Origin of the sequence: Bacteroides caecimuris (genome assembly GCF_001688725.2) — a bacterium.
Lineage (GTDB): Bacteria > Bacteroidota > Bacteroidia > Bacteroidales > Bacteroidaceae > Bacteroides > Bacteroides caecimuris.
Genome location: NZ_CP015401.2, coordinates 1,571,781 through 1,595,922, shown reverse-complemented (window position 1 = coordinate 1,595,922; position 24,142 = coordinate 1,571,781). Strand labels below are relative to the sequence as shown.

At 45.3% G+C, this 24,142-nt stretch carries 20 protein-coding genes; 19 read left to right on the top strand and 1 reads right to left on the bottom strand.

Translation table 11 applies throughout. The features are described 5' to 3' along the window. Window positions 1–3 precede the first annotated feature (3 nt). The 13 genes from A4V03_RS06715 (at window position 4) to rpiB (ending at window position 19,843) form a co-directional block, all read left to right on the top strand. Window positions 4–1,755 (top strand): RagB/SusD family nutrient uptake outer membrane protein, encoded by a 1,752-nt coding sequence (locus A4V03_RS06715; protein WP_065538359.1) that lies wholly within the window; start codon window positions 4–6, stop codon window positions 1,753–1,755. 48 nt (window positions 1,756–1,803) lie between these two features. Next, window positions 1,804–3,579: a bacterial Ig-like domain-containing protein gene (locus tag A4V03_RS06710; RefSeq protein ID WP_065538358.1), complete on the top strand. Its 1,776-nt coding sequence runs from the start codon at window positions 1,804–1,806 to the stop codon at window positions 3,577–3,579. A 45-nt stretch (window positions 3,580–3,624) separates the two neighbouring features. Beyond that, entirely contained in the window at window positions 3,625–5,553 is a 1,929-nt protein-coding gene (locus tag A4V03_RS06705; protein ID WP_065538357.1) for an arabinan endo-1,5-alpha-L-arabinosidase, read from the top strand. Between the two features lie 170 nt (window positions 5,554–5,723). Next, window positions 5,724–6,863, top strand: a complete 1,140-nt coding sequence (locus A4V03_RS06700; RefSeq protein ID WP_024986649.1) for an aldose epimerase family protein — start codon at window positions 5,724–5,726, stop codon at window positions 6,861–6,863. Window positions 6,864–6,888: 25 nt separating this feature from the next. Next, on the top strand, window positions 6,889–8,583 hold the full coding sequence (locus A4V03_RS06695) for a sodium:solute symporter (protein WP_065538356.1): 1,695 nt from the start codon (window positions 6,889–6,891) through the stop codon (window positions 8,581–8,583). Between the two features lie 28 nt (window positions 8,584–8,611). Continuing rightward, entirely contained in the window at window positions 8,612–9,289 is a 678-nt protein-coding gene (locus A4V03_RS06690; protein ID WP_065538355.1) for an NUDIX hydrolase, read from the top strand. Between the two features lie 5 nt (window positions 9,290–9,294). After that, a complete protein-coding gene (locus A4V03_RS06685; protein ID WP_024986648.1) occupies window positions 9,295–9,978 on the top strand; it encodes an L-ribulose-5-phosphate 4-epimerase in 684 nt (227 codons plus the stop codon). Window positions 9,979–10,015: 37 nt separating this feature from the next. Beyond that, the gene (gene araA / locus A4V03_RS06680) at window positions 10,016–11,542 is read left to right on the top strand and encodes an L-arabinose isomerase (RefSeq protein WP_065538354.1); all 1,527 of its coding nucleotides are present in this window, start codon (window positions 10,016–10,018) and stop codon (window positions 11,540–11,542) included. 22 nt (window positions 11,543–11,564) lie between these two features. Next, a complete protein-coding gene (locus A4V03_RS06675) occupies window positions 11,565–13,163 on the top strand; it encodes a xylulokinase (RefSeq protein ID WP_065538353.1) in 1,599 nt (532 codons plus the stop codon). Window positions 13,164–13,273: 110 nt separating this feature from the next. Then, a complete protein-coding gene (locus A4V03_RS06670) occupies window positions 13,274–15,652 on the top strand; it encodes a beta-L-arabinofuranosidase (protein ID WP_065538352.1) in 2,379 nt (792 codons plus the stop codon). A 60-nt stretch (window positions 15,653–15,712) separates the two neighbouring features. Then, window positions 15,713–17,257 (top strand): alpha-N-arabinofuranosidase, encoded by a 1,545-nt coding sequence (locus A4V03_RS06665; RefSeq protein ID WP_065538351.1) that lies wholly within the window; start codon window positions 15,713–15,715, stop codon window positions 17,255–17,257. 142 nt (window positions 17,258–17,399) lie between these two features. Then, window positions 17,400–19,409: a transketolase family protein gene (locus A4V03_RS06660; protein ID WP_065538350.1), complete on the top strand. Its 2,010-nt coding sequence runs from the start codon at window positions 17,400–17,402 to the stop codon at window positions 19,407–19,409. Beyond that, complete coding sequence (gene rpiB / locus A4V03_RS06655) at window positions 19,409–19,843, top strand: ribose 5-phosphate isomerase B (protein ID WP_065538349.1); 435 nt, start codon at window positions 19,409–19,411, stop codon at window positions 19,841–19,843. The genes A4V03_RS06660 and rpiB overlap by 1 nt, the downstream gene beginning before the upstream one ends. A 72-nt stretch (window positions 19,844–19,915) precedes the next feature. Here rpiB and A4V03_RS06650 read toward each other — a convergent pair whose 3' ends face one another. After that, window positions 19,916–20,395 (bottom strand): DUF456 domain-containing protein, encoded by a 480-nt coding sequence (locus A4V03_RS06650; RefSeq protein WP_065538348.1) that lies wholly within the window; start codon window positions 20,393–20,395, stop codon window positions 19,916–19,918. 560 nt (window positions 20,396–20,955) lie between these two features. Here A4V03_RS06650 and A4V03_RS06640 point away from each other — a divergent pair. The 6 genes from A4V03_RS06640 to A4V03_RS06620 are packed head-to-tail and all read left to right on the top strand — an operon-like array spanning window position 20,956 to window position 24,134. After that, on the top strand, window positions 20,956–21,237 hold the full coding sequence (locus tag A4V03_RS06640; protein WP_065538346.1) for a tetratricopeptide repeat protein: 282 nt from the start codon (window positions 20,956–20,958) through the stop codon (window positions 21,235–21,237). 54 nt (window positions 21,238–21,291) lie between these two features. Next, a complete protein-coding gene (locus A4V03_RS06635; RefSeq protein ID WP_004297419.1) occupies window positions 21,292–21,519 on the top strand; it encodes a 4Fe-4S dicluster domain-containing protein in 228 nt (75 codons plus the stop codon). Window positions 21,520–21,530: 11 nt separating this feature from the next. Continuing rightward, complete coding sequence (locus A4V03_RS06630) at window positions 21,531–22,613, top strand: 3-methyl-2-oxobutanoate dehydrogenase subunit VorB (RefSeq protein WP_024986640.1); 1,083 nt, start codon at window positions 21,531–21,533, stop codon at window positions 22,611–22,613. 7 nt (window positions 22,614–22,620) lie between these two features. After that, complete coding sequence (locus A4V03_RS20690; protein ID WP_004297417.1) at window positions 22,621–22,794, top strand: hypothetical protein; 174 nt, start codon at window positions 22,621–22,623, stop codon at window positions 22,792–22,794. Window positions 22,795–22,806: 12 nt separating this feature from the next. Beyond that, window positions 22,807–23,571, top strand: a complete 765-nt coding sequence (locus tag A4V03_RS06625; protein WP_004297416.1) for a thiamine pyrophosphate-dependent enzyme — start codon at window positions 22,807–22,809, stop codon at window positions 23,569–23,571. Window positions 23,572–23,591: 20 nt separating this feature from the next. After that, window positions 23,592–24,134, top strand: a complete 543-nt coding sequence (locus tag A4V03_RS06620; protein WP_004297415.1) for a 2-oxoacid:acceptor oxidoreductase family protein — start codon at window positions 23,592–23,594, stop codon at window positions 24,132–24,134. Window positions 24,135–24,142 lie beyond the last annotated feature (8 nt).

Here is a 24,142-nt window from a genome sequence, read left to right as displayed (position 1 = left end):
CTTATGAAACTAAATAAATATTCACTTGCTCTCATTTTGGGATTTAGCACGCTGTTTTCTTGCAGTGACAGAATGGATTTGTTGAATCCCAACCAGCAAACCTCAAGTACTTTCGGCTTCAATGCCAATGATTTGGAGGAAAGCGTGATTGCTGCCTACAACCACATCCGTATGGAGGGCTCCTATGCCCGTGTAGGCTACACCATCGACGTGTGTCGTGGCGATGAAGCCTGGAACTCTTCACAAGTGTGGTATCTCCCTTTCGATGACCTTAACGCAGAAGTCACCTCAGACATCACATGGTGGCCTTGGCGGGAATGGTACTATACCATCAACGTATGCAACTTCGCCATTTCGCGTTGCGGTGAGGATAACAGCCTACTTTCTGATAAAATGAAACGCATCAAAGGACAAGTGCTTTTCCTACGCGGCCTATCATACTACAACTTGGTCGGTTATTATCAGAATCCACCTCTCATCACAGATTATGCCACCTATTCATCATTGGACGGACTTTATACCACCAACAGTACATACAACGACGTACTCGATCAGGTGGAAAAAGATTTCCGTGAGGCGATGACATTGCTTCCTTCCCGTGACGAAGGCGGTGAATGGGCTGGCGGACGCGCCACCTGCGGTGCTGCGGCGGGCTATTATGCCCGTGCCCTCATGATGCGCCAAAAATACAGCGATGCACTTCCGGTGCTGAAAGACATCATTGACAAGAAATACGGCACCTATCGGCTGATGGACAACTATGGTGACAACTTCCGCGAAGGTACGGCATACGAGAACAATGCGGAAAGCCTTTTCGAAGTGCAGTATCTCGACTATGGATCGCAAGGCACCGACGACGAGTGGACTCCGGTAAATACAAGCCCCAACGCCACACAAGGATCGGCCATTGAGAGCAACTTTGGTCCCGGTAACTATGGCGGTTGGGCCGACATCTCGGCTTCGCCCTGGCTCTATCAGCTCTTCAAAAGTGAACGTACTACCAATGGCAGACTCGATCCTAGACTCTATTGGACCATTGGAACCTACGAAAACGATTGGGCGGATTTCGAATTTGGCAATGTAGCTTATAATCAAAAACTTACATCCACCGACAATATCGTGACCAACAACACTTACGGTGGTCTGCCGATTGCCAAATTCACAAATCTCCGTACCGGTCTGTACAGCACTATCATTACAGGATTGCACGATGGCATCAACCTCCGCCTGATGCGCTATTCTGATGTGCTGCTACGTGCTGCCGAATGCGAGAACGAGGTCAATGGTCCCACACAGCAAGCTATCGACTGGATCAACGAGGTGCGTGGACGTGTCGGTCTGGCAGACTTAAAACTCAAAGACTTCGACACGGCTGACAAACTCTTTGAACAGATAGCCAATGTGGAACGTCCTAAGGAGTTCGGCTGCGAATTTGGCCGAGGCTTCGACCTTATCCGTTGGGGCTTCTTCTATGACAGCGACCGTTTGCAGCAACTCAAGGAACACGGCACGGTACGCCGCTCTACAGTGGGAGTAAAGGAGCCTGTGAACTACAGCGATATAGCAAACGACCCTGAACTGAAGAGCACTTTCGACACCTACATATCTGGACACGAATTCCTGCCTATCGTGCAGCAGTTGATGAACAACAATCCGAATCTGAAAGGCAACTCTGCCAACTATAGTACAGATAACTCCACTTACTTCCGGGAAAGCGGGTGTAAAGTGCGTCCGGTTGTAAATTTAAACAAGTAAATAAACTTAGAAGAGGGTTCAACCCATTACCTATTAAAAATTAAGACAATGAGATTAGTAAAGAAAATAGCATACGCTTGCTATTCCTTAACCTTTGGGTTACTGGCATTGACAAGCTGTACGGATGGCGAACTTTATGACGTAAACGCCCCCGACTGGATTTCCGATAAGATACAGGAAATTGAAGATTCGAAGAAACAACCGGAAGAGGAGGTGCTTGAAGGCATGCAAGAAGATGTGTACACCATCGGAAATACAGATTTCACCTCCAGTTGGTGGGCTGCTTTCTCCAAGTATTACGTAGTACCCGATGGCGAAAAGTGGAATGCGGTGTTCAACCTCCACATCAACCCGACCGATAACACGTATTACAAGAACTTTGTCCTTGTAATCACCAACGATGCAGATCGTGGAGGTACAGGATACACTGAATACGGAGCTATCCGCTTTGACTTCGCAGCCGCCCTCAATTCCGAGTGGGGCGATTATATCGATAGGCAATACATCTCGAGCACGTTGATTTTCAGTCCCGACGAAAGCAACATAGATGCCAATGTACAGAAACTGGGCGGTAAGGTGACACTTACCGTAGATCGCACCAGCGAAAATGCTTTCACTGTAAAGATAACCAACAGCGAGGTGACTAAAATTTACAAGCAACCATACAAGGAAGAAAATCTTAACACCAATGCAAACAACGCCAATATCCGCTGCTTCTTGGTTACCGAAGGCTCTTACATCGACTTCTTGCAAACCAACATCGTCCCTATTGGCGGCCTTACGTCTGTCGAAGACAAGAATCCTGTATCGATGGTACTGCAAGACATACCCGATCAAGTCAACGTAGGTACTCCGCTTGAAGAGGCAATGGCTGATGTCTCGGCCATCATTACCTTTGAAGAGGGAGTGACCAAAACCGTACCGGCTGCCGAACTCACATTCTCTGCCATCCCCGATATGGAACAACCGGGTGTGAAAACTCTTGTGGCCATCTACAATAAGACCTTTAAGGGTGAGAATTGTGATAAGCCGATTATGGCTAGTACTACTTTTGAAGCCGTGGAAAAGATTGCATCCATCGAGGTGACTACCCCACCCTCGCACACGCAATACTATTATCACAGTTCGGCAGCTACTGAGAGTCTGGCGAACCGGACGATGGCCTTCGACCCGACAGGTATGGTGGTTACGGCAACTTACACCGACCAAAGTACAAGAACCATTGACAACGCAAAGCTCAGCTTCTCCGCCGTTCCTGCCAAGGCCGGTTCTCAGACTGTTACCATTACGGCTGGAGAAGGAATCACCGCAACGGTAGAGGTTACCGTCTCCAAATCTACAACTTCTGAAGTGAGGAACACAGCCAACATGGTAGGAACCGAAAACAACTCAACGGGCTTCAAGGCAGCTTTCTCAGACTACTTCAACATACCTGTGGGTGAGACAAAATCCATCGCCTTCACCAACTACAGCAATCAGGCTAGCAACTGGAACAACTTCGTTGTAGTTCTCCGTAAAGCCAATCATATTGACGAATACGCATATGTTCGTGCCGACAACTGGGGAGAGGGCAAGGGATATGGCGCCTGCGTTCACAACGGAACACAAGGCGACTGGAACACTTGGCTTGCCGGCATGAATGGAGCCAAAGTCACGGTCTACGTAACCAACTGCGGTAATGGCACCGCCGACGTTCAGGCAGTGATGGAGGGTACTACAGGTACAACTTCCACTCAATATTATTTAGGTATCAATACAGTCAACCCCGACGACCTGCACTTCGCACTGACCGTTGACGGCTGTCATCTCGTCTTCAATGAATAAGAATAAGAGAGGTTCACAATTAAATCATTTTATCATCCATATCAAATGAAAAAAATAACATTATTCTTCATGTCCCTGCTGACTGTCCTTGCTTTTGCAGCTTGCTCCGACGGGTTGGACAATATCGAATACGATAGAAACAGCGGTATAACCATAGCCACCGCCCAAGTCACTGCAACCACAGGTACCTCGCTGACTGTCACTGCATCGGCCACCGGCAATATCGACCAGATAGTCAAGAAAGGCTTTTGCTACAGCGTCAATGCTCAGAATCCAACCATCAAAGATAACATAGTAGAGGCCGACGAGAATTTCAGTGCCACGATTTCCGGCTTGACAGGCAATACCTCTTACTATATCCGTGCTTATGTCTACGGTAACAGCCGTTATACCTACTCGGATGCGTTCACTGCAACCACAGAAAGCCAAAGTCTTGACGAACAGCTCCAAAACTACGTAGCACCCGCCTATGAGGACAACTACGTGGACATAGCTGCCTGGAGCAACCGCAATCAATGGAACCTAGCCAACGTTCATGACCCCACAGTGATGAAAGCGGATGACGGATATTATTATATGTATCAAACAGACGCCTCCTATGGAAATGCACACAGTGGAAACGGACACTTCCATGCACGTCGTTCCAAGGACCTGGTCAACTGGGAATACCTCGGAGCAACCATGAGCGAAACTCCCCCGGCATGGATTAAAGAAAAACTAAACGCATATCGACAGGAAATGGGTTTAGAGCCAATTGACAATCCTTCTTACGGATATTGGGCACCGGTGGCACGAAAAGTATCCACAGACAAGTATCGTATGTATTACTCTATCGTTATAACCAACTATATCAAAACCGGTAAGCCGGAAATTGAAAACAATGGAAACTTCGACAATTCATGGACAGAACGTGCCTTTATCGGATTAATGGAAACTTCCGATCCGGCAAGCAATATATGGGAAGATAAAGGTTATGTAGTATGTTCAGCCAGTGACAAAGGAATGACGGACTACGGACGTAGCAGTACGGGCGATTGGAATGCATATTTTAAAATCAATGCAATCGACCCTACCTATATTATAACTACCAATAATGAACATTGGTTGATCTATGGTTCATGGCATAGTGGTATCGCTGCTTTGCAACTAAATCCGGAAGATGGCAAGCCACTAAATGCTTTAGGCAAACCTTGGAATATTACGGGAGATGATAACTCCGGCTATGGAAAAATCATAGCCAAACGTGGTAGCAGCCGCTGGCAAGCATCTGAAGGACCGGAAATTATTTATCGCAACGGTTATTATTATCTTTTCCTGGCTTATGGCACATTATCAGTAGAATACAACACACGTGTTTGCCGTTCTGCCAACATTGACGGACCTTATGTAGATATAGACGGAAACTCTGCCATGGGTAACAGCGAACTATATCCGATACTGACTGCCCCTTACAAGTTCAATAATAGCTACGGTTGGGTAGGTATCTCTCACTGTGGTATATTCGATGATGGAGAAGACAACTGGTATTATGCCTCTCAAGGGCGTTTTCCTGTGAATGTAGGTGGCAATGAATACTCAAACGCTATCATGATGGGACATGTCCGCAGTATCCGTTGGGATGCCAATGGTTGGCCTCTCGTTATGCCCGAAAGATACGGAGCAGTGCCACAAGTGCCTATCACAGAAGCTGAAATAGCAGGAGATTGGGAACATTTAGCATTAACAACCAATACAGGCAACCAAAAAACTTCTGAGACAATGACTTATAACCTCAGTACTCATAAAATAACTTCCGGTAGCTGGAAAAGTGCCACATGGACATTTGATGAAGCTACCCAAACAATAACCACAAGCACCGGAGTCGTACTTTACCTGCAACGCGAAGTAGACTGGGAAACAACTCCCAGGACACATACCATCGTTTATGCTGCCCATGGTACACAAAAGACTTATTGGGGAAAGAAAATCCACTAAACGCTCATTGATAATCTTCAAGAAACTGCTTCCGGAATTTTGATAACCGGAAGCAGTTTTTTCTCTTTTATGCTGCATAACATATAAGAGTGTATTTGACACACCAAACTAAAGTGTTACTTTTACACCCAAATTAAGATAAGAATCTCATTTACATTAAAAATAAAGCCATGAAAAAACATTTTCTACTTGCAGGAATTGTAGCGCTGATGCTGTCAGCATGCAACAACAAGCCGGCTTCCGAGCTGACTTTATCCGGTCTTGACCCGGTAAATTTTCAAACAGAAGTGAACAATGCCCAAACGAATCTTTATACATTAAAGAATAAGGCAGGTATGGAAGTATGCATCACTAACTTCGGGGGACGCATCGTGTCTATCATGGTGCCGGACAAAAACGGAAAGATGCAGGATGTAGTTTTAGGTTTTGACAGCATTGCTGATTATATTAATGTACCAAGCGATTTCGGCGCTTCTATCGGACGTTATGCCAACCGTATCAATCAGGGACGTTTTGTCTTAGACGGTGACACTATCCAGTTGCCGCAAAATAATTTCGGCCACTGTCTGCACGGCGGTCCGAAAGGCTGGCAATATCAGGTTTATGAGGCCAACCTTATTGACCCTATGACATTGGAACTGACCCGTATTTCACCCGATGGTGACGAAAACTTCCCGGGCAATGTTACAGCTAAAGTGACTTACCAACTGACCGAAGACAACGCTATCGACATTAAATATAGCGCTACTACTGATAAAAAGACGATTATCAACATGACCAACCACTCTTACTTCAACCTAGCAGGTAATCCGTCAAAAGCTTCAACTGATAATATCATGTATGTAAACGCAGACTACTACACTCCAGTAGACAGTACCTTTATGACAACAGGCGAAATAGCCCCGGTAAAAGACACTCCTATGGACTTCACCACTCCAAAAGCAGTAGGACAGGAAATCAACAACTACGATTTCGTCCAGTTGAAGAACGGAAACGGATATGACCATAACTGGGTACTGAACACGAAAGGCGACATTTCTCAGGTAGCAGCCAGACTGACTTCTCCTGAAAGCGGCATTACCCTGGAAATCTATACCAACGAACCGGGTATCCAGGTTTATACAGGCAACTTCCTTGACGGAACCGTAACCGGCAAGAAAGGTATCGTCTACAACCAACGTGCTTCGGTATGTCTGGAAACACAGCACTATCCTGACAGTCCCAACAAGGCAGACTGGCCTTCAGTGGTTTTGGAACCGGGACAAACATACAACAGCGAATGTATTTTTAAATTCTCAGTAGAGAAATAATATTAACTTATAAATCATATTTATTGTGGAAGCATTAGATTGGGTAGTAATTGGAGTCTTCTTTTTGGCTCTAATCGGTATTATCGTCTGGGTAGTCAAGCAAAAACAAAATGACTCGGCAGATTATTTCTTAGGCGGACGCGACGCGACATGGATCGCAATCGGCGCCTCTATCTTTGCATCAAACATCGGTTCGGAACATTTAATCGGACTGGCGGGAGCCGGAGCATCCAGCGGTATGGCTATGGCACACTGGGAAATCCAAGGATGGATGATTTTGATTTTGGGATGGGTATTCGTTCCTTTCTATACACGAAGCATGGTATATACGATGCCTGAATTCCTGGAACGCCGTTATAATCCTCAGTCACGTACCATCTTGTCAGTAATTTCTTTAGTAAGTTACGTATTGACTAAAGTGGCTGTTACCGTATATGCCGGTGGCCTGGTATTCCAACAGGTATTCGGCATCAAAGAACTTTGGGGAATCGACTTCTTCTGGATTGCAGCAATCGGTCTGGTACTCCTGACTGCACTTTATACAATCTTCGGTGGTATGAAATCGGTATTGTACACTTCTGTGCTACAGACTCCTATCCTTCTGTTAGGTTCATTAATCATCCTTGTGCTTGGTTTCAAAGAACTCGGTGGATGGAACGAAATGATGAGAGTTTGTGGTGCTGTAACCGTAAATGATTACGGTGATACAATGACTAACCTCATTCGCAGTAATGATGATGCAAACTTCCCCTGGCTGGGTGCTTTGATCGGTTCTGCTATTATCGGTTTCTGGTACTGGTGTACTGACCAGTTTATCGTACAACGTGTACTTTCCGGAAAGAATGAGACAGAAGCACGCCGCGGTACTATCTTCGGCGCTTACCTGAAACTGTTGCCTGTATTTCTGTTCCTGATTCCGGGTATGATTGCTTTTGCTTTACATCAGAAATATATCGGTGCCGGTGGTGAAGGTTTCCTTCCGATGCTCGCGAACGGCAATGCAAATGCCGATGCAGCTTTCCCGACATTAGTAGCTAAATTACTTCCTGCCGGTGTGAAAGGTTTGGTAGTATGTGGTATTCTTGCCGCTCTGATGAGTTCTTTGGCTTCTTTGTTTAACTCATCTGCCATGTTGTTTACAATCGACTTCTACAAGCGTTTCAGACCGGAAACGCCAGAAAAGAAACTGGTAGGTATCGGTCAGATTGCAACGGTTGTTATCGTAATTTTGGGTATTCTTTGGATTCCCATCATGCGTAGCGTTGGCGATGTACTTTACACATATTTGCAGGATGTTCAGTCTGTACTGGCTCCGGGTATTGCCGCAGCTTTTTTATTGGGTATCTGCTGGAAACGTACTTCCGCCCAAGGTGGTATGTGGGGATTGATTTCGGGTATGGTGATTGGTTTAACCCGTTTGGGGGCTAAAGTATATTACAGTAATGCCAGCGAAGTAGCAGACTCTACATTCAAATATTTGTTCTACGATATGAACTGGTTGTTCTTCTGCGGATGGATGTTCCTGTTCTGTATCATCGTAGTAATTGTAGTCAGCTTGGCAACAGAAGCCCCGACGACCGAAAAAATCCAAGGACTGGTATTCGGTACGGCTACCAAAGAACAAAAAGCGGCTACACGTGCAAGCTGGAATTACTGGGATATTATCCATACAATTATTATCCTGGCTATCACAGGTGCATTCTACTGGTATTTCTGGTAATTAAATAGAAACTCATATTAACAAAATAATGAATAGCTATTATAGCTCGAATCCTACCTTCTATCTTGGTATCGACTGTATTATCTTCGGTTTTAACGAAGGCGAATTAAACCTGCTGTTGTTGAAAAGAAATTTTGAACCGGCAATGGGTGAATGGTCATTGATGGGAGGGTTCGTGCAAAACAATGAAAGCGTGGACGATGCTGCCAAACGTGTACTAGCGGAGCTTACAGGATTGGAAAACGTGTATATGGAACAGGTGGGAACCTTCGGGGCAGTTGACCGCGACCCGGGAGAACGGGTAATCTCCGTTGCATACTATGCGCTCATCAACATCAATGAATACGACCGGAAACTGGTAAAGAAACACAATGCTTACTGGGTGAATATCAATGAACTCCCCCAACTGATTTTCGACCATCCCGAAATGGTGGCACAAGCACGGGAGTTAATGAAACAGAAAGCATCTTCCGAGCCAATCGGTTTCAATTTATTGCCGAAGCTCTTCACTTTGTCCCAATTGCAAAGCCTATATGAAGCCATCTACGGTGAGGAAATGGACAAGCGGAATTTCCGCAAGCGTGTTGCAGGAATGGACTATGTAGAAAAGACGGACAAAATAGATAAACTGGGGTCCAAGCGCGGTGCAGCCTTGTATAAGTTTAACAGCAAAGTTTACCACAAAGACCCGAAATTTAAATTATAATCAATATGCTGGAAGAACTGAAAGAAAAAGTGTTTCATGCCAACCTCGAATTGGTAAAGCATGGATTAGTCATCTTTACCTGGGGAAATGTTTCTGCCATCGACCGTGAAAGCGGGCTGGTAGTAATCAAGCCCAGTGGTGTAAGTTATGATGATATGAAAGCAGAAGATATGGTAGTAGTGGATTTAGAAGGCAAAGTCGTCGAAGGACGGCTGAAGCCTTCCTCAGATACTCCCACTCATGTAGTACTCTACAAAGCATTCCCGGAAATCGGCGGAGTGGTACACACCCACTCTACTTATGCGACAGCTTGGGCACAGGCCGGTTGTGACATTCCGAATATCGGAACGACCCATGCTGATTATTTCCATGACGCCATCCCCTGCACGGCAGACATGACGGAAGCGGAAGTGAAAGGTGCCTACGAACTAGAAACCGGAAATGTGATTGTGAAACGTTTCGAAGGATTGAATCCCGTACATACGCCGGGAGTTCTGGTGAAGAACCACGGTCCTTTCTCCTGGGGGAAAGACGCCCATGATGCAGTGCACAATGCTGTAGTGATGGAGCAGGTAGCCAAGATGGCAAGCATTGCTTATGCCGTCAATCCGAACTTGACAATGAACCCGCTGCTGGTGGAAAAACATTTCAGCCGCAAACATGGTCCGAACGCTTATTACGGACAATAAATAATGAAAGATTAACAACTTAAAATTGAATAAAGATATGAACGCATTTGACCAATATGAAGTATGGTTCGTAACAGGAGCACAGCTCTTGTACGGAGGTGACGCAGTAATCGCAGTAGACGCACACTCTAATGAAATGGTAAACGGACTGAATGAATCCGGCAAACTTCCTGTAAAAGTGGTATATAAAGGAACGGCAAACTCTTCCAAAGAGGTGGAAACTGTTTTCAAAGCTGCAAATAACGATGATAAATGTATCGGTGTCATCACTTGGATGCATACTTTCTCTCCTGCCAAAATGTGGATTCATGGCTTGCAACAACTGAAGAAACCGTTGCTGCACCTGCACACTCAGTTCAACAAGGAAATCCCCTGGGATACAATGGACATGGATTTCATGAACCTTAACCAGTCTGCCCACGGCGACCGTGAATTCGGACACATCTGTACCCGTATGCGTATCCGCCGCAAAGTAGTGGTAGGTTACTGGAAAGAAGAAGAAACACAGCATAAGATTGCCGTTTGGATGCGCGTTTGCGCTGGTTGGGCAGATTCTCAGGATATGCTGATTATCCGCTTTGGTGACCAGATGAACAATGTAGCCGTAACCGATGGTGACAAAGTGGAAGCTGAACAACGCATGGGTTATCACGTAGACTACTGTCCGGTAAGCGAACTGATGGAATATCACAAAGAAATCAAGAATGAAGATGTAGATACATTGGTAGCTACCTACTTCCAGGAATACGATCACGATGCTTCTTTAGAAGACAAATCGACCGAAGCTTATCAGAAAGTATGGAATGCCGCTAAAGCAGAACTTGCCATCCGTGCCATTCTGAAAGCTAAAGGCGCTAAAGGATTCACTACCAACTTCGACGATTTGGGCGACATCGAACACAATGGTTTTGACCAGATTCCGGGATTAGCTTCCCAACGCCTGATGGCGGAAGGCTACGGATTCGGTGCCGAAGGCGATTGGAAATCAGCCGCTCTTTACCGTACTGTATGGGTAATGAACCAAGGACTTCCGAAAGGCTGCTCATTCCTTGAAGATTATACACTGAACTTCGACGGCGCCAACAGTTCTATCCTGCAATCACACATGTTGGAAATCTGCCCGCTTATCGCTGCCAACAAACCTCGTCTGGAAGTACACTTCCTCGGTATTGGTATTCGTAAGAGCCAGACTGCACGTCTTGTATTTACCTCAAAAATAGGTACAGGCTGCACCGCTACGATAGTAGATATGGGCAACCGTTTCCGTCTGATTGTAAACGACGTAGAATGTATTGAGCCGAAACCGCTGCCTAAGTTGCCGGTTGCTTCCGCTCTTTGGATTCCGATGCCTAACCTTGAAGTAGGTGCAGGTGCATGGATTCTGGCAGGTGGTACTCACCACTCTTGCTTCTCTTACGACCTGACAGCCGAATACTGGGAAGATTATGCGGAAATTGCAGGCATCGAAATGGTACATATCAACAAAGATACTACTATCAGTTGCTTCAAGAAAGAACTGCGCATGAACGAGGTGTATTACATGCTGAATAAGGCGCTTTGCTAAACCTTAAAATATTGATTTCAACATGAAATTAGATGCAAAATCAACAATCGAGACAGGCAAAGCCATTCTGGGTATAGAACTCGGTTCAACACGAATAAAAGCAGTTTTGATTGACCAGGAAAACAAACCAATCGCTCAAGGCAGCCACACATGGGAGAACCAGTTGGTAGACGGGCTTTGGACTTATAGCATTGAAGCCATCTGGTCAGGTTTGCAAGATTGCTATGCCGACCTTCGTTCCAATATTAAGAACTTATACGGTGACGTGGAAATCGAGAACCTGGCAGCTATCGGTGTCAGTGCCATGATGCACGGTTATATGCCGTTCAATGAGAAAGAAGAAATACTCGTGCCATTCCGTACTTGGAGAAACACGAATACAGGTCGAGCAGCGGCAGCCTTGTCCGAACTATTTGTCTACAACATTCCTCTGAGATGGAGCATTTCACATTTGTATCAGGCTATCCTGGACAATGAAGCACATGTCAAAGACATCAAATTCCTGACAACCCTTGCAGGTTATGTGCATTGGCAGCTAACTGGCGAAAAGGTATTGGGTATCGGTGACGCATCGGGTATGCTCCCTATCGATCCGACAACCCATAACTATTCGGCTGAAATGGTGGCTAAGTTCGATAATCTGATTGCTCCGAAAGAATATAGCTGGAAGCTGGAAGATATTCTGCCTAAAGTATTGTCGGCAGGTGAAAATGCCGGTGTCCTCACTCCGGAAGGAAGTAAAATGCTCGATGCATCGGGTCATTTGAAGGCAGGAATACCGGTTTGTCCGCCGGAAGGAGACGCAGGTACCGGAATGGTGGCAACCAATGCAGTCAAACAACGTACAGGAAATGTGTCGGCAGGTACTTCTTCATTCTCTATGATTGTATTGGAGAAAGATTTGTCAAAGCCATACGACATGATTGACATGGTGACCACTCCTGACGGAAGTCTGGTAGCCATGGTACATTGCAACAACTGTACTTCTGATCTCAACGCATGGGTCAACCTATTCAAAGAATATCAGGAGCTTCTGGGCATACCTGTAAATATGGATGAAATTTACAGCAAGCTCTACAATATTGCCCTCACAGGTGATGCCGACTGCGGTGGTCTTCTCTCCTACAATTACATCTCCGGCGAACCTGTAACGGGTATTGCTGACGGAAGACCGCTATTCGTACGCTCGGCAAATGATAAGTTCTGCCTGGCAAACTTTATGCGGACTCACTTGTATGCTTCTGTAGGAGTGCTCAAGATTGGCAACGACATTCTGTTCAACGAAGAGAAAGTCAAAGTTGACAGAATTACAGGACACGGCGGATTATTCAAGACCAAAGGAGTAGGTCAGAGAGTGCTTGCAGCAGCCATCAACTCACCTATTTCCGTAATGGAAACAGCCGGTGAAGGTGGTGCCTGGGGGATTGCCCTGTTAGGCTCTTACCTCGTGAACAATGAAAAAAAACAATCCCTTGCCGATTTCCTGGACGAAAATGTATTTGTAGGTGACGCCGGTGTCGAAATATCTCCCGTACCCGAAGATGTAGCCGGTTTTAATGCATACATTGAAAACTACAAGGCTGGATTGCCTATTGAGGAAGCGGCAGCTAAATTCAAATAAGCCACATCACGAGGCTTATTCGCTTCTTTCTCAATCATCATTTTAAGTATTAACATAAACTATCCCTATCCCCTCTCCGTTTGGAGAGGGATAAGGGGAAATCTACCATCATGAAAACCACCTCGTTCATACTTGCCCTTCTTCTATCCGTTTCATTGGGAAAAGCACAAAACCGGCAACAAGTTTCGTACTTTCCCCTACAAGATGTGAAACTGCTGAACAGTCCTTTTCTGCAAGCCCAACAGACTGATTTACATTATATATTGTCAATGAATCCCGACCGCCTGCTCGCCCCTTTCCTCCGTGAAGCAGGATTGACCTCCAAAGTTCCGAGCTACACCAATTGGGAAAACACTGGACTGGATGGGCACATTGGCGGACATTATTTATCCGCCCTCTCCATGATGTATGCCGCGACCGGAGACACTGCTGTCTACAACCGTCTCAACTATATGTTGAACGAACTTCACCGCGCACAGCAAGCTGTCGGCACAGGATTTATCGGCGGCACTCCAGGCAGTCTCCAACTATGGAAAGATATTAAAGCAGGAAATATCCGTGCCGGTGGTTTCGACCTTAACGGCAAATGGGTACCTCTCTACAACATACACAAGACTTATGCCGGACTGCGGGACGCTTATCTTTATGCAGGAAGCGATCTCGCTCGACAAATGCTGGTTGATTTTACCGACTGGATGATTGACATTACTTCCGACTTGAGCGATGAACAAATACAAGATATGCTTCGTAGCGAACATGGCGGATTAAACGAGACTTTCGCCGATGTGGCCGAAATCACAGGCGACAAGAAGTATCTGGAACTAGCACGCCGTTTCTCTCACAAGTTTATCTTAGATCCGCTTATCAAAGAGGAAGACAAACTGACAGGCATGCACGCCAATACACAAATACCGAAAGTCATCGGGTACAAACGGATAGCCGAACTTTCACAAGACGACAAGAACTGGAATCATGCTGCAGAGTGGGATCATGCCGCCCGTTTTTTCTGGAACACGGTAGTCAATCACCGTTCTGTCTGTATCGGTGGAAATAGTGTACGCGAGCACTTCCATCCGTCGGATAACTTCACGTCCATGCTGAACGATGTTCAAGGACCGGAGACTTGCAATACCTATAATATGCTCCGGCTTACCAAAATGCTTTATCAGGATTCTCCCGAAACGAATTTCGCCGACTATTACGAGCGTGCACTCTATAATCATATTTTAGCGTCACAAGAACCGGAGAAAGGTGGTTTTGTCTATTTCACTCCCATGCGTCCCGGACATTACCGGGTTTACTCACAACCGGAGACATCCATGTGGTGCTGCGTCGGTTCAGGACTGGAAAATCACACCAAGTACGGTGAATTTATTTATGCGCATCAAAAAGATACGCTATACGTCAACCTATTCATCCCGTCACAACTGACCTGGAAAGAAAAGGGAGTTACTTTGACACAAGAAACCCATTTCCCCGATGACGGAAAAGTGACATTACGCATTGATAAAGCACCGAAGAAAGGGGTCACTTTGAAAATACGCCAACCTCAATGGGCTGAACACAGTAAAGAATACAATGTGAAAATCAATGGTAAAAGCGAAGCGTCTATCGTCGAAGAAAACAGCAATTATCTGACTCTCCACCGTAAATGGAAAAAAGGAGATGTAATTACCTTTAATCTTCCAATGAAAGTCAGCCTTGAGCAGATACCTGACAAGAAAGACTATTGCGCTTTCTTATACGGTCCTATCGTCCTTGCGGCTTCTACGGGCACCGGACATCTCGACGGTTTGTACGCAGACGACAGCCGTGGCGGACATATCGCCCATGGTAAACAAATTCCTTTGCAGGAAGTGCCGATGTTGATTGGAAATCCCGAATCAATCCGTAATTCCCTTCACAAAAAGGACGGTAACCAATTAATATTCACCTTCGACGGGAACGTATATCCTGCACAAAACAAAACATTGGAACTTATCCCGTTCTTCCGTTTGCACAATGCCCGATACGCTATTTACTTCCGTCAGGCAAACGAAGAACAATTCAAAATCATCCAGAAAGAAATGGCAACAGCCGAAAGAAAAGCAACAGAATTAGCAAACCAAACCGTCGACCTGATTTTTCCCGGTGAACAGCAACCGGAATCCGACCACGGAATCCAATACGAACAGGCAGAAACCGGTACAAATAAAGACCGCCATTTCCGCCGTGCCAAAGGTTGGTTCAGCTATAACCTGAAAGTAAAAGAAGAAGCAGGCCGGATTAGAATTACCATACAGAAGAATGACCGTAACAAAGTAGCCATTCTATTGAATAATAATAAACTGGCAGTCAATCCTACCATAAGCGAAGCGGATAAAGACGGATTTATTACCCTCTCCTGGCTTCTGCCACAAAAACTGAAATCCGGAAGTTGCCCGATACGCTTCACCCCTGACGGAACAGAGTGGACGCCTGCCATTTATGAGGTACGCCTGCTCAAATAATCAACGTTTATCATCACTGTAAATCAAACATCTATATAATCATTTAAACAAATACCATTTATGAAAGCAAAACTATTAGCCAGCACGGTCTTTCTGGCAGCATCGGTATCTCTTTCCGCACAGAAGAGTGCTACCATCACCGTACACGCCGATCAAGGCAAAGAAATCATCCCGAAAGAAATCTACGGCCAGTTTGCCGAACACCTAGGTTCATGCATCTATGGTGGTCTTTGGGTAGGCGAAAACTCGGATATTCCTAATATCAAAGGATATCGCACAGATGTATTCAATGCACTGAAAGACTTGTCCGTTCCCGTTCTTCGCTGGCCGGGCGGATGCTTTGCCGATGAATACCACTGGATGGACGGCATTGGTCCGAAAGAGAACCGTCCGAAGATGGTGAACAACAACTGGGGCGGTACCATTGAAGACAACAGTTTCGGAACGCACGAGTTTTTGAATCTTTGCGAAATGCTGGGATGCGAACCATACGTGAGTGGAAATGTAGGTAGCGGCACAGTGGAAGAGCTTGCCAAATGGGTGGAATATATGACTTCTGACGGAGACTCTCCTATGGCCAACCTTCGCCGTAAGAATGGTCGCGACAAAGCATGGAAAGTAAAATACCTCGGTGTAGGTAATGAAAGCTGGGGATGCGGTGGCAGCATGCGTCCGGAATATTACGCAGATTTATACCGTCGTTATTCCACCTATTGCCGTAACTATGACGGCAACCGTCTGTTCAAAATCGCCAGTGGCGCCAGTGACTATGATTACAACTGGACAGATGTATTGATGAACCGCATAGGACATCGTATGGAAGGTCTTTCCCTGCACTACTATACAGTAACGGGATGGAGCGGCAGTAAAACATCCGCAACCCAGTTCAATAAGGACGATTATTACTGGACAATGGGCAAATGCCTTGAGGTGGAAGACGTGCTAAAGAAACATTGCGCCATCATGGACAAATATGATAAGGACAAGAAAATCGCCCTCTTGCTTGACGAATGGGGAACTTGGTGGGATGAAGAACCGGGAACTATCCGCGGACACCTTTATCAGCAAAACACACTACGTGACGCTTTCGTTGCCTCTCTGAGCCTTGACGTATTCCACAAATACACTGACCGCCTGAAGATGGCAAACATCGCACAGATAGTCAACGTACTCCAATCCATGATTCTGACAAAAGACAAAGAGATGGTGCTCACTCCTACTTATTACGTCTTCAAAATGTACAAAGTACACCAAGATGCCACTTATCTCCCAATCGAGCTGAACTGTGAAAAGATGAACGTACGCGACAACCGCACTGTGCCTATGGTGAGCGCAACCGCATCAAAAGACAAAAACGGAGTTATCCATATTTCCCTCTCGAATGTGAACGCTGACGAAGCACAGGAAATAACCGTCAACCTCGGGGATACAAAATCGAAAAAAGCTGTCGGAGAAATCCTGACCTCAGCCAAACTGACCGATTACAATTCTTTTGAGAATCCTGATATTGTAAAACCGGCACCTTTCAAAGAGGTAAAAATCAATAAAGGTACAATGAAGGTAAAACTTCCCGCTAAGTCTATTGTTACTTTAGAGTTACAGTAATTCAAGGGCTGTTACTTATTGTATTACAAACAAGAAGAGTGTTAAAATGGTAATAAAAAAGATGGCACTTTTGGATTGTTAAATCCACATAAAGAGTTATCTTTGCCAGCAATCTGACAGAAATCAATTAAATTTTAATGATATGAACGATAACAAACTTATGAATCGTGCAGCGGATAATATCCGTATTCTTGCTGCTTCAATGGTTGAAAAAGCCAATTCCGGTCACCCGGGGGGCGCCATGGGTGGTGCTGACTTTGTAAATGTACTCTTTTCTGAGTTTCTAGTATACGACCCCGAGAATCCCCGTTGGGAAGGACGTGACCGCTTTTTCCTCGACCCGGGGCACATGTCTCCAATGCTTTATTCTACGTTGGCATTGACAGGAAAATTCACGCTGGACGAGCTGAAAGAATTCCGTCAATGGGGAAGCCCTACTCCGGGACACCCTGAAGTGGACATCATGCGTGGCATCGAAAATACTTCCGGTCCGCTGGGACAGGGACATACTTTCGCTGTAGGTGCTGCTATTGCTGCCAAATTCTTGAAAGCCCGTTTCGACGAGGTGATGAACCAGACAATCTATGCTTACATCTCCGACGGTGGTATCCAGGAAGAAATTTCTCAAGGTTCCGGACGTATTGCCGGTGCTTTGGGACTGGACAACCTGATTATGTTCTATGACTCCAACGACATTCAGCTTTCTACTGAAACAAAAGATGTGACCGTTGAAGACACAGCCATGAAATATGAAGCATGGGGATGGAAAGTAATCAGCATAAACGGTAACGATCCTGACGAAATCCGTGCGGCAATCAAGGAAGCACAGGCGGAAAAGGAACGCCCGACACTAATTATCGGTAAGACTGTAATGGGTAAAGGCGCTCGCAAGGCAGACGGCAGCAGCTATGAAGCCAACTGTGCTACTCACGGTGCTCCGCTCGGTGGCGACGCTTACGTAAATACAATCAAAAATCTGGGTGGTGATCCTACTAACCCGTTCGTTATATTCCCGGAAGTAGCCGAACTGTATGCAAAAAGAACAGAAGAACTGAAAAAGATCGTTGCTGAAAAATATGCAAAGAAAGCTGCATGGGCGAAAGCAAATCCGGAACTGGCTGCAAAACTGGAACTCTTCTTCTCAGGCAAAGCTCCGAAAGTAGACTGGGCTGCTATCGAACAGAAAGCAGGTAGCGCTACTCGTGCTGCATCTGCAACTGTACTGAGCGCACTTGCCACACAGGTAGAAAACATGATCGTTGCTTCAGCCGACCTTTCTAACTCTGACAAGACTGACGGTTTCCTGAAAAAGACTCATTCTTTCAAGAAAGGTGATTTCAGCGGAGCATTCTTCCAGGCTGGTGTATCCGAGTTGTCAATGGCTTGTATCTGTATCGGTATGTCTCTCCACGGTGGTGTTATCGCTGCTTGCGGTACATTCTTCGTATTCTCCGACTATATGAAACCAGCCGTACGTATGGCTGCCTTGATGGAACAACCGGTGAAATTCATCTGGACACACGACGCATTCCGCGTAGGTGAAGACGGTCCTACTCACGAACCGGTAGAACAGGAAGCACAAATCCGCTTGATGGAGAAACTGAAAAACCATAAGGGACACAACTCTATGCTGGTACTTCGCCCGGCTGATGCAGAAGAGACAACTATTGCATGGAAACTTGCTATGGAAAATATGTCTACTCCGACAGGCCTGATCTTCTCTCGTCAGAATATTGCCAATTTACCGGCAGGAACAGATTACGAACAAGCAGCTAAGGGTGCTTATATCGTGGCAGGTTCCGATGAAAATCCGGATGTTATCCTGGTAGCTTCAGGTTCTGAAGTATCTACATTGGTAGCTGGCACAGAGTTACTTCGTAAAGATGGCGTGAAGGTACGCATTGTATCTGTTCCGTCTGAAGGTCTGTTCCGTAACCAACCGAAAGAATATCAGGAAGCTGTTCTTCCGTCAGACGCAAAAATCTTCGGTATGACTGCCGGCCTGCCTGTCACTCTTCAAGGTCTGGTAGGTTGCTACGGTAAAGTTTGGGGATTGGAATCTTTCGGTTTCTCCGCTCCTTACAAAGTGTTGGACGAGAAACTTGGATTCACTGCCGAAAACGTATATAACCAAGTAAAAGCAATGCTCTAATGAAAACAATCGGATTAGCATGCGACCATGCCGGTTTTGAACTGAAAGAATATGTTCGCGGCTGGTTGGAAGCAAAAGGCTGGGCTTACAAGGATTTCGGAACTAACTCTACCGCAAGCGTAGACTATCCGGATTATGCTCACCCACTGGCTCTTGCAGTGGAATCGGGAGAATGTTATCCCGGTATCGCTATCTGCGGCAGTGGAAACGGAATCAATATGACGCTGAACAAGCACCAAGGGGTTCGTGCCGCTCTCTGCTGGAATGCAGAGATCGCACACCTGGCTCGTCAGCATAATGACGCTAATGTACTGGTTATGCCGGGACGCTTCATCAGCACTGAAGAAGCGAATATGATTTTGACAGAGTTCTTCTCTACCAAATTTGACGGCGGTCGTCATCAGAACCGTATTGATAAGATTCCGGCAAAATAAAGCTCGAAGATAAATCAAACAGATATAAAGCTGTTCTTCTTTTTGAAGGGCAGCTTTATTTTTATACCTGCTTCACCGGACAAGCCCGACTATAAACTGATAACAGAAATAACCGCAGATAACAAACTTCAGCAAAGTGCTGAGAATAAATCCGAGCAATGAACCGAATCCTGATCTTAGTGCCTGGGAAAACTCCTTATTTCCCAATAATTCACCAATCACGGCACCAAGAAAGGGACCGACAATAATTCCCCAAGGCAAGAAAAGAAGCCCGACCAACGTTCCGATGATACATCCCCAATTTCCCCATTTACTGCCGCCGCTATATTTACTTCCCAACATCGGAGTGAAATAATCCAATACCTGCAATACAGCTACAATCAATAACCATACGATAAATTGCGTCGTACTATATTGTACTTTATCCGTCAAATGCAGAAAAACCAATCCCAAATAAGCAATAGGTGGTCCCGGAAGAAACGGAAGAATACAACCTGCCAATCCGGCTATCAGACAAAGGGCACTTATCACAATCAAAACAATATCCAACATAGTCTATACATTTTAATATCTGCACAAAAGTACAGTATCTTTCAGTAAATACAAGCCAACATCAAGAATTATTTCGCCCCTTCACTCATCCCTTACCCACTATCACTGATGAACAAAGTGATATAAAAGATATTAAAAAAGAGGTGAAGGGTATATCTTCATAAAGATATTTAGCTGATAACTCCAATAAATAAAGAGTGAGCCTATGTCTAATGACTTTGTCAATTGGTATTCAACGAAAAATGTAAAGTCAAGACTTTACTGGGCCTTTGAAGGAATTGCTTTTGACATAAGAAATAATGCTTTCTGGCATGCCGATTGGGGTAAAAAGCCTGATTCCTTGGCAAAGCAAATCCACATAGCCGGACTATTTTACAAACTAATCCCAATATATTCACATAGGTTTCTTCCTGCCAGTCCCTGTGATAATGAGACATATAGTACTATTTATTCACCCAATATGCAATAAACTCAAAACGATGCAAATTTCCGTCCTCATTTGCCCTGTTTACATAAATAAAAACTATCTTTGCGTTTCAGAATCCCGAAAGACGAAAGAAATGGAGCAAATAGACAACCTAAAAGAGCTAATCAATCAGGGGGACGTGGACACAGCGATTAAGCAATTGGACCAGCTTCTCCGGGACACTTCTGTCAAAGAAGAAAAAGATACTCTTTACTATTTACGGGGAAATGCCTACCGAAAGAAAGGAGATTGGAAGCAGGCACTGGACAACTACCAGTATGCCATCGAGATCAATCCGGACAGTCCTGCCGCTCAGGCCAGGAAGATGGCAATAGATATCCTCAACTTCTACAACAAGGATATGTTCAATCAATAAAAAAGATGTATAATCAATAACCGTACTCAAAGATAACGTAATAAAATAAAGATTATGGCAAAAATCAAAGGAGCAATCGTAGTCGACACGGAGCGTTGCAAAGGATGCAACCTGTGTGTAGTGGCGTGTCCGCTCGATGTAATCGCCCTCAATAAAGAGGTAAACATGAAAGGCTATAACTATGCCTGGCAAGTGAAGGAAGATACCTGTAACGGATGCAGCTCGTGTGCAACGGTTTGTCCGGACGGATGTATCTCAGTGTATAAAGTAAAAGTAGAATAAAAGAAAAGAATATGGCAGAAGAAGTTGTATTAATGAAAGGAAACGAAGCCATCGCCCACGCAGCTATCCGTTGCGGTGCCGACGGTTACTTCGGTTATCCAATTACTCCCCAATCGGAAGTGTTGGAAACGCTTGCCGAACTGAAACCGTGGGAAACAACCGGCATGGTAGTACTCCAAGCGGAAAGTGAAGTGGCAGCTATCAATATGGTATATGGAGGTGCAGGTAGCGGAAAGAAGGTAATGACCTCCTCTTCAAGTCCGGGTGTGAGCTTGAAACAAGAGGGAATCTCTTATTTGGCCGGTGCCGAACTTCCTTGTCTGATTGTGAATGTAATGCGTGGCGGTCCCGGATTGGGAACTATCCAACCTAGCCAGGCTGACTACTTCCAGACAGTAAAAGGTGGTGGCCATGGAGACTACAAACTGATTGCCCTCGCTCCGGCATCCGTGCAAGAAATGGCGGATTTCGTAGCATTAGGATTCGAACTGGCCTTCAAATACCGTAATCCGGCTATTATCCTTGCCGACGGTGTGATCGGTCAGATGATGGAAAAGGTTGTTCTTCCTGCACAAAAGCCACGCCGCACAGAAGCAGAAGTAATTGAACAATGTCCATGGGCTGCTACCGGAAAAGCAAAAGACCGCAAACCGAATATTATCACTTCCCTTGAATTGAAACCGGAAGCCATGGAAATCAACAACCTCCGTTTTCAAGCTAAATATCGTGAAATTGAAGAAAACGAAGTACGCTTCGAAGAGATCAACTGCGAAGATGCAGAGTATTTGATTATCGCTTTCGGTTCAATGGCACGTATTGGTCAGAAAGCAATGGAACTAGCCCGTGAAAAAGGAATTAAAGTAGGTATCCTTCGCCCGATTACACTATGGCCGTTCCCAACCAAAGCGATTGCTGCATACGCTGATAAAGTAAAAGGCATGCTCGTTACGGAACTAAATGCCGGACAGATGATTGAAGATGTCCGTCTCGCTGTTAACGGTAAAGTAAAGGTAGAACATTTCGGACGTCTAGGTGGCATCGTTCCCGATCCGGATGAGATTGTAGCTGCCTTGAAAGAAAAAATAATCAAATAACGAAACAATGAATCCCGATAAAATAAGAAACGTACTGAACATCCTATTTATGATATTGGCTGTTGCAGCCATCATCACCTACTTTGTAGCAAAAGATGATTTCAAAATGTTTATCTACGTATGCGGCGCGGCAATCTTTGTCAAGCTGATGGAGTTTTTTATACGGTTCACCAACAGATAAAGAGATGAAGTTATGACTAAAGAAGAAATAATCAAACCCGAGAATCTGGTTTACAAAAAACCGACTCTGATGAACGATAACGCCATGCACTACTGTCCGGGTTGCAGTCACGGTGTGGTACACAAACTCATTGCCGAAGTCATTGAGGAAATGGGTATGGAAGATAAAACTGTGGGAATCTCTCCGGTGGGATGTGCAGTGTTTGCCTACAACTATCTCGATATTGACTGGCAAGAAGCAGCACACGGACGTGCTCCTGCTGTGGCAACTGCAGTGAAACGCCTGTGGCCGGACCGTCTTGTTTTCACTTATCAGGGCGATGGTGACTTGGCTTGCATCGGTACAGCCGAAACAATCCACGCATTAAACCGCGGCGAGAATATCACGATTATCTTTATCAACAATGCCATCTACGGTATGACCGGTGGTCAGATGGCACCGACCACACTGGTAGGCATGAAGAGCTCGACTTGCCCTTACGGACGTGATGTCGAACTTCACGGTTACCCATTGAAGATTACTGAAATCGCTGCCCAACTGGAAGGAACTGCTTACGTAACCCGTCAGTCCGTACAATCCGTACCGGCTATCCGTAAGGCAAAGAAGGCAATCCGCAAGGCTTTTGAAAACTCCATGAACGGAAAAGGTTCCAACTTGGTAGAAATTGTTTCCACTTGTAGTTCAGGCTGGAAGATGACTCCGGAGAAGGCGAACAAATGGATGGAAGAACACATGTTCCCATTCTATCCGCTAGGTGATTTAAAAGATAAAGAATAACGCTAAAAGTCAACAGAACAATGAAAGAAGAAATAATTATAGCAGGATTCGGTGGACAAGGCGTATTGTCTATGGGTAAGATTCTGGCATATTCCGGTTTGATGGAAGGCAAAGAAGTGACCTGGATGCCCGCTTATGGTCCCGAACAACGAGGTGGAACAGCCAACGTTACAGTTATTGTAAGCGATGACAAAATATCCTCACCGATTCTTAGTAAATACGATGCTGCCATCATTCTGAATCAGCCTTCACTCGAAAAGTTTGAAAGCAAAGTGAAACCCGGCGGTATCCTGATTTATGACGGTTACGGAATTATCAACCCTCCTACCCGCAAGGATATCAAGGTATATCGTATCGACGCAATGGATGCAGCCAATGAGATGAACAATGCCAAAGCATTCAACATGATCGTACTTGGCGGATTATTGAAGCTTCGCCCCATCGTAACATTGGAGAATGTTATCAAAGGACTTAAGAAAACCCTGCCGGAACGCCACCATCACTTGATTCCTATGAACGAGGAAGCTATCAAGAAAGGTATGGAGTTAATCCGTGAGGTTTAATTAACAGA

What these genes read in the sequence shown, in the direction of transcription:
- A4V03_RS06650 (WP_065538348.1), bottom strand. Translation starts at nt 20,395, where the DNA reads ATGTTGGATATTGTTTTGATTGTGATAAGTGCCCTTTGTCTGATAGCC.
- A4V03_RS20690 (WP_004297417.1), top strand. Translation starts at nt 22,621, where the DNA reads ATGAATCCCGATAAAATAAGAAACGTACTGAACATCCTATTTATGATA.
- A4V03_RS06715 (WP_065538359.1), top strand. Translation starts at nt 4, where the DNA reads ATGAAACTAAATAAATATTCACTTGCTCTCATTTTGGGATTTAGCACG.
- A4V03_RS06710 (WP_065538358.1), top strand. Translation starts at nt 1,804, where the DNA reads ATGAGATTAGTAAAGAAAATAGCATACGCTTGCTATTCCTTAACCTTT.
- A4V03_RS06640 (WP_065538346.1), top strand. Translation starts at nt 20,956, where the DNA reads ATGGAGCAAATAGACAACCTAAAAGAGCTAATCAATCAGGGGGACGTG.
- A4V03_RS06685 (WP_024986648.1), top strand. Translation starts at nt 9,295, where the DNA reads ATGCTGGAAGAACTGAAAGAAAAAGTGTTTCATGCCAACCTCGAATTG.
- A4V03_RS06660 (WP_065538350.1), top strand. Translation starts at nt 17,400, where the DNA reads ATGAACGATAACAAACTTATGAATCGTGCAGCGGATAATATCCGTATT.
- rpiB (WP_065538349.1), top strand. Translation starts at nt 19,409, where the DNA reads ATGAAAACAATCGGATTAGCATGCGACCATGCCGGTTTTGAACTGAAA.
- araA (WP_065538354.1), top strand. Translation starts at nt 10,016, where the DNA reads ATGAACGCATTTGACCAATATGAAGTATGGTTCGTAACAGGAGCACAG.
- A4V03_RS06675 (WP_065538353.1), top strand. Translation starts at nt 11,565, where the DNA reads ATGAAATTAGATGCAAAATCAACAATCGAGACAGGCAAAGCCATTCTG.
- A4V03_RS06620 (WP_004297415.1), top strand. Translation starts at nt 23,592, where the DNA reads ATGAAAGAAGAAATAATTATAGCAGGATTCGGTGGACAAGGCGTATTG.
- A4V03_RS06670 (WP_065538352.1), top strand. Translation starts at nt 13,274, where the DNA reads ATGAAAACCACCTCGTTCATACTTGCCCTTCTTCTATCCGTTTCATTG.
- A4V03_RS06630 (WP_024986640.1), top strand. Translation starts at nt 21,531, where the DNA reads ATGGCAGAAGAAGTTGTATTAATGAAAGGAAACGAAGCCATCGCCCAC.
- A4V03_RS06625 (WP_004297416.1), top strand. Translation starts at nt 22,807, where the DNA reads ATGACTAAAGAAGAAATAATCAAACCCGAGAATCTGGTTTACAAAAAA.
- A4V03_RS06635 (WP_004297419.1), top strand. Translation starts at nt 21,292, where the DNA reads ATGGCAAAAATCAAAGGAGCAATCGTAGTCGACACGGAGCGTTGCAAA.
- A4V03_RS06665 (WP_065538351.1), top strand. Translation starts at nt 15,713, where the DNA reads ATGAAAGCAAAACTATTAGCCAGCACGGTCTTTCTGGCAGCATCGGTA.
- A4V03_RS06700 (WP_024986649.1), top strand. Translation starts at nt 5,724, where the DNA reads ATGAAAAAACATTTTCTACTTGCAGGAATTGTAGCGCTGATGCTGTCA.
- A4V03_RS06705 (WP_065538357.1), top strand. Translation starts at nt 3,625, where the DNA reads ATGAAAAAAATAACATTATTCTTCATGTCCCTGCTGACTGTCCTTGCT.
- A4V03_RS06690 (WP_065538355.1), top strand. Translation starts at nt 8,612, where the DNA reads ATGAATAGCTATTATAGCTCGAATCCTACCTTCTATCTTGGTATCGAC.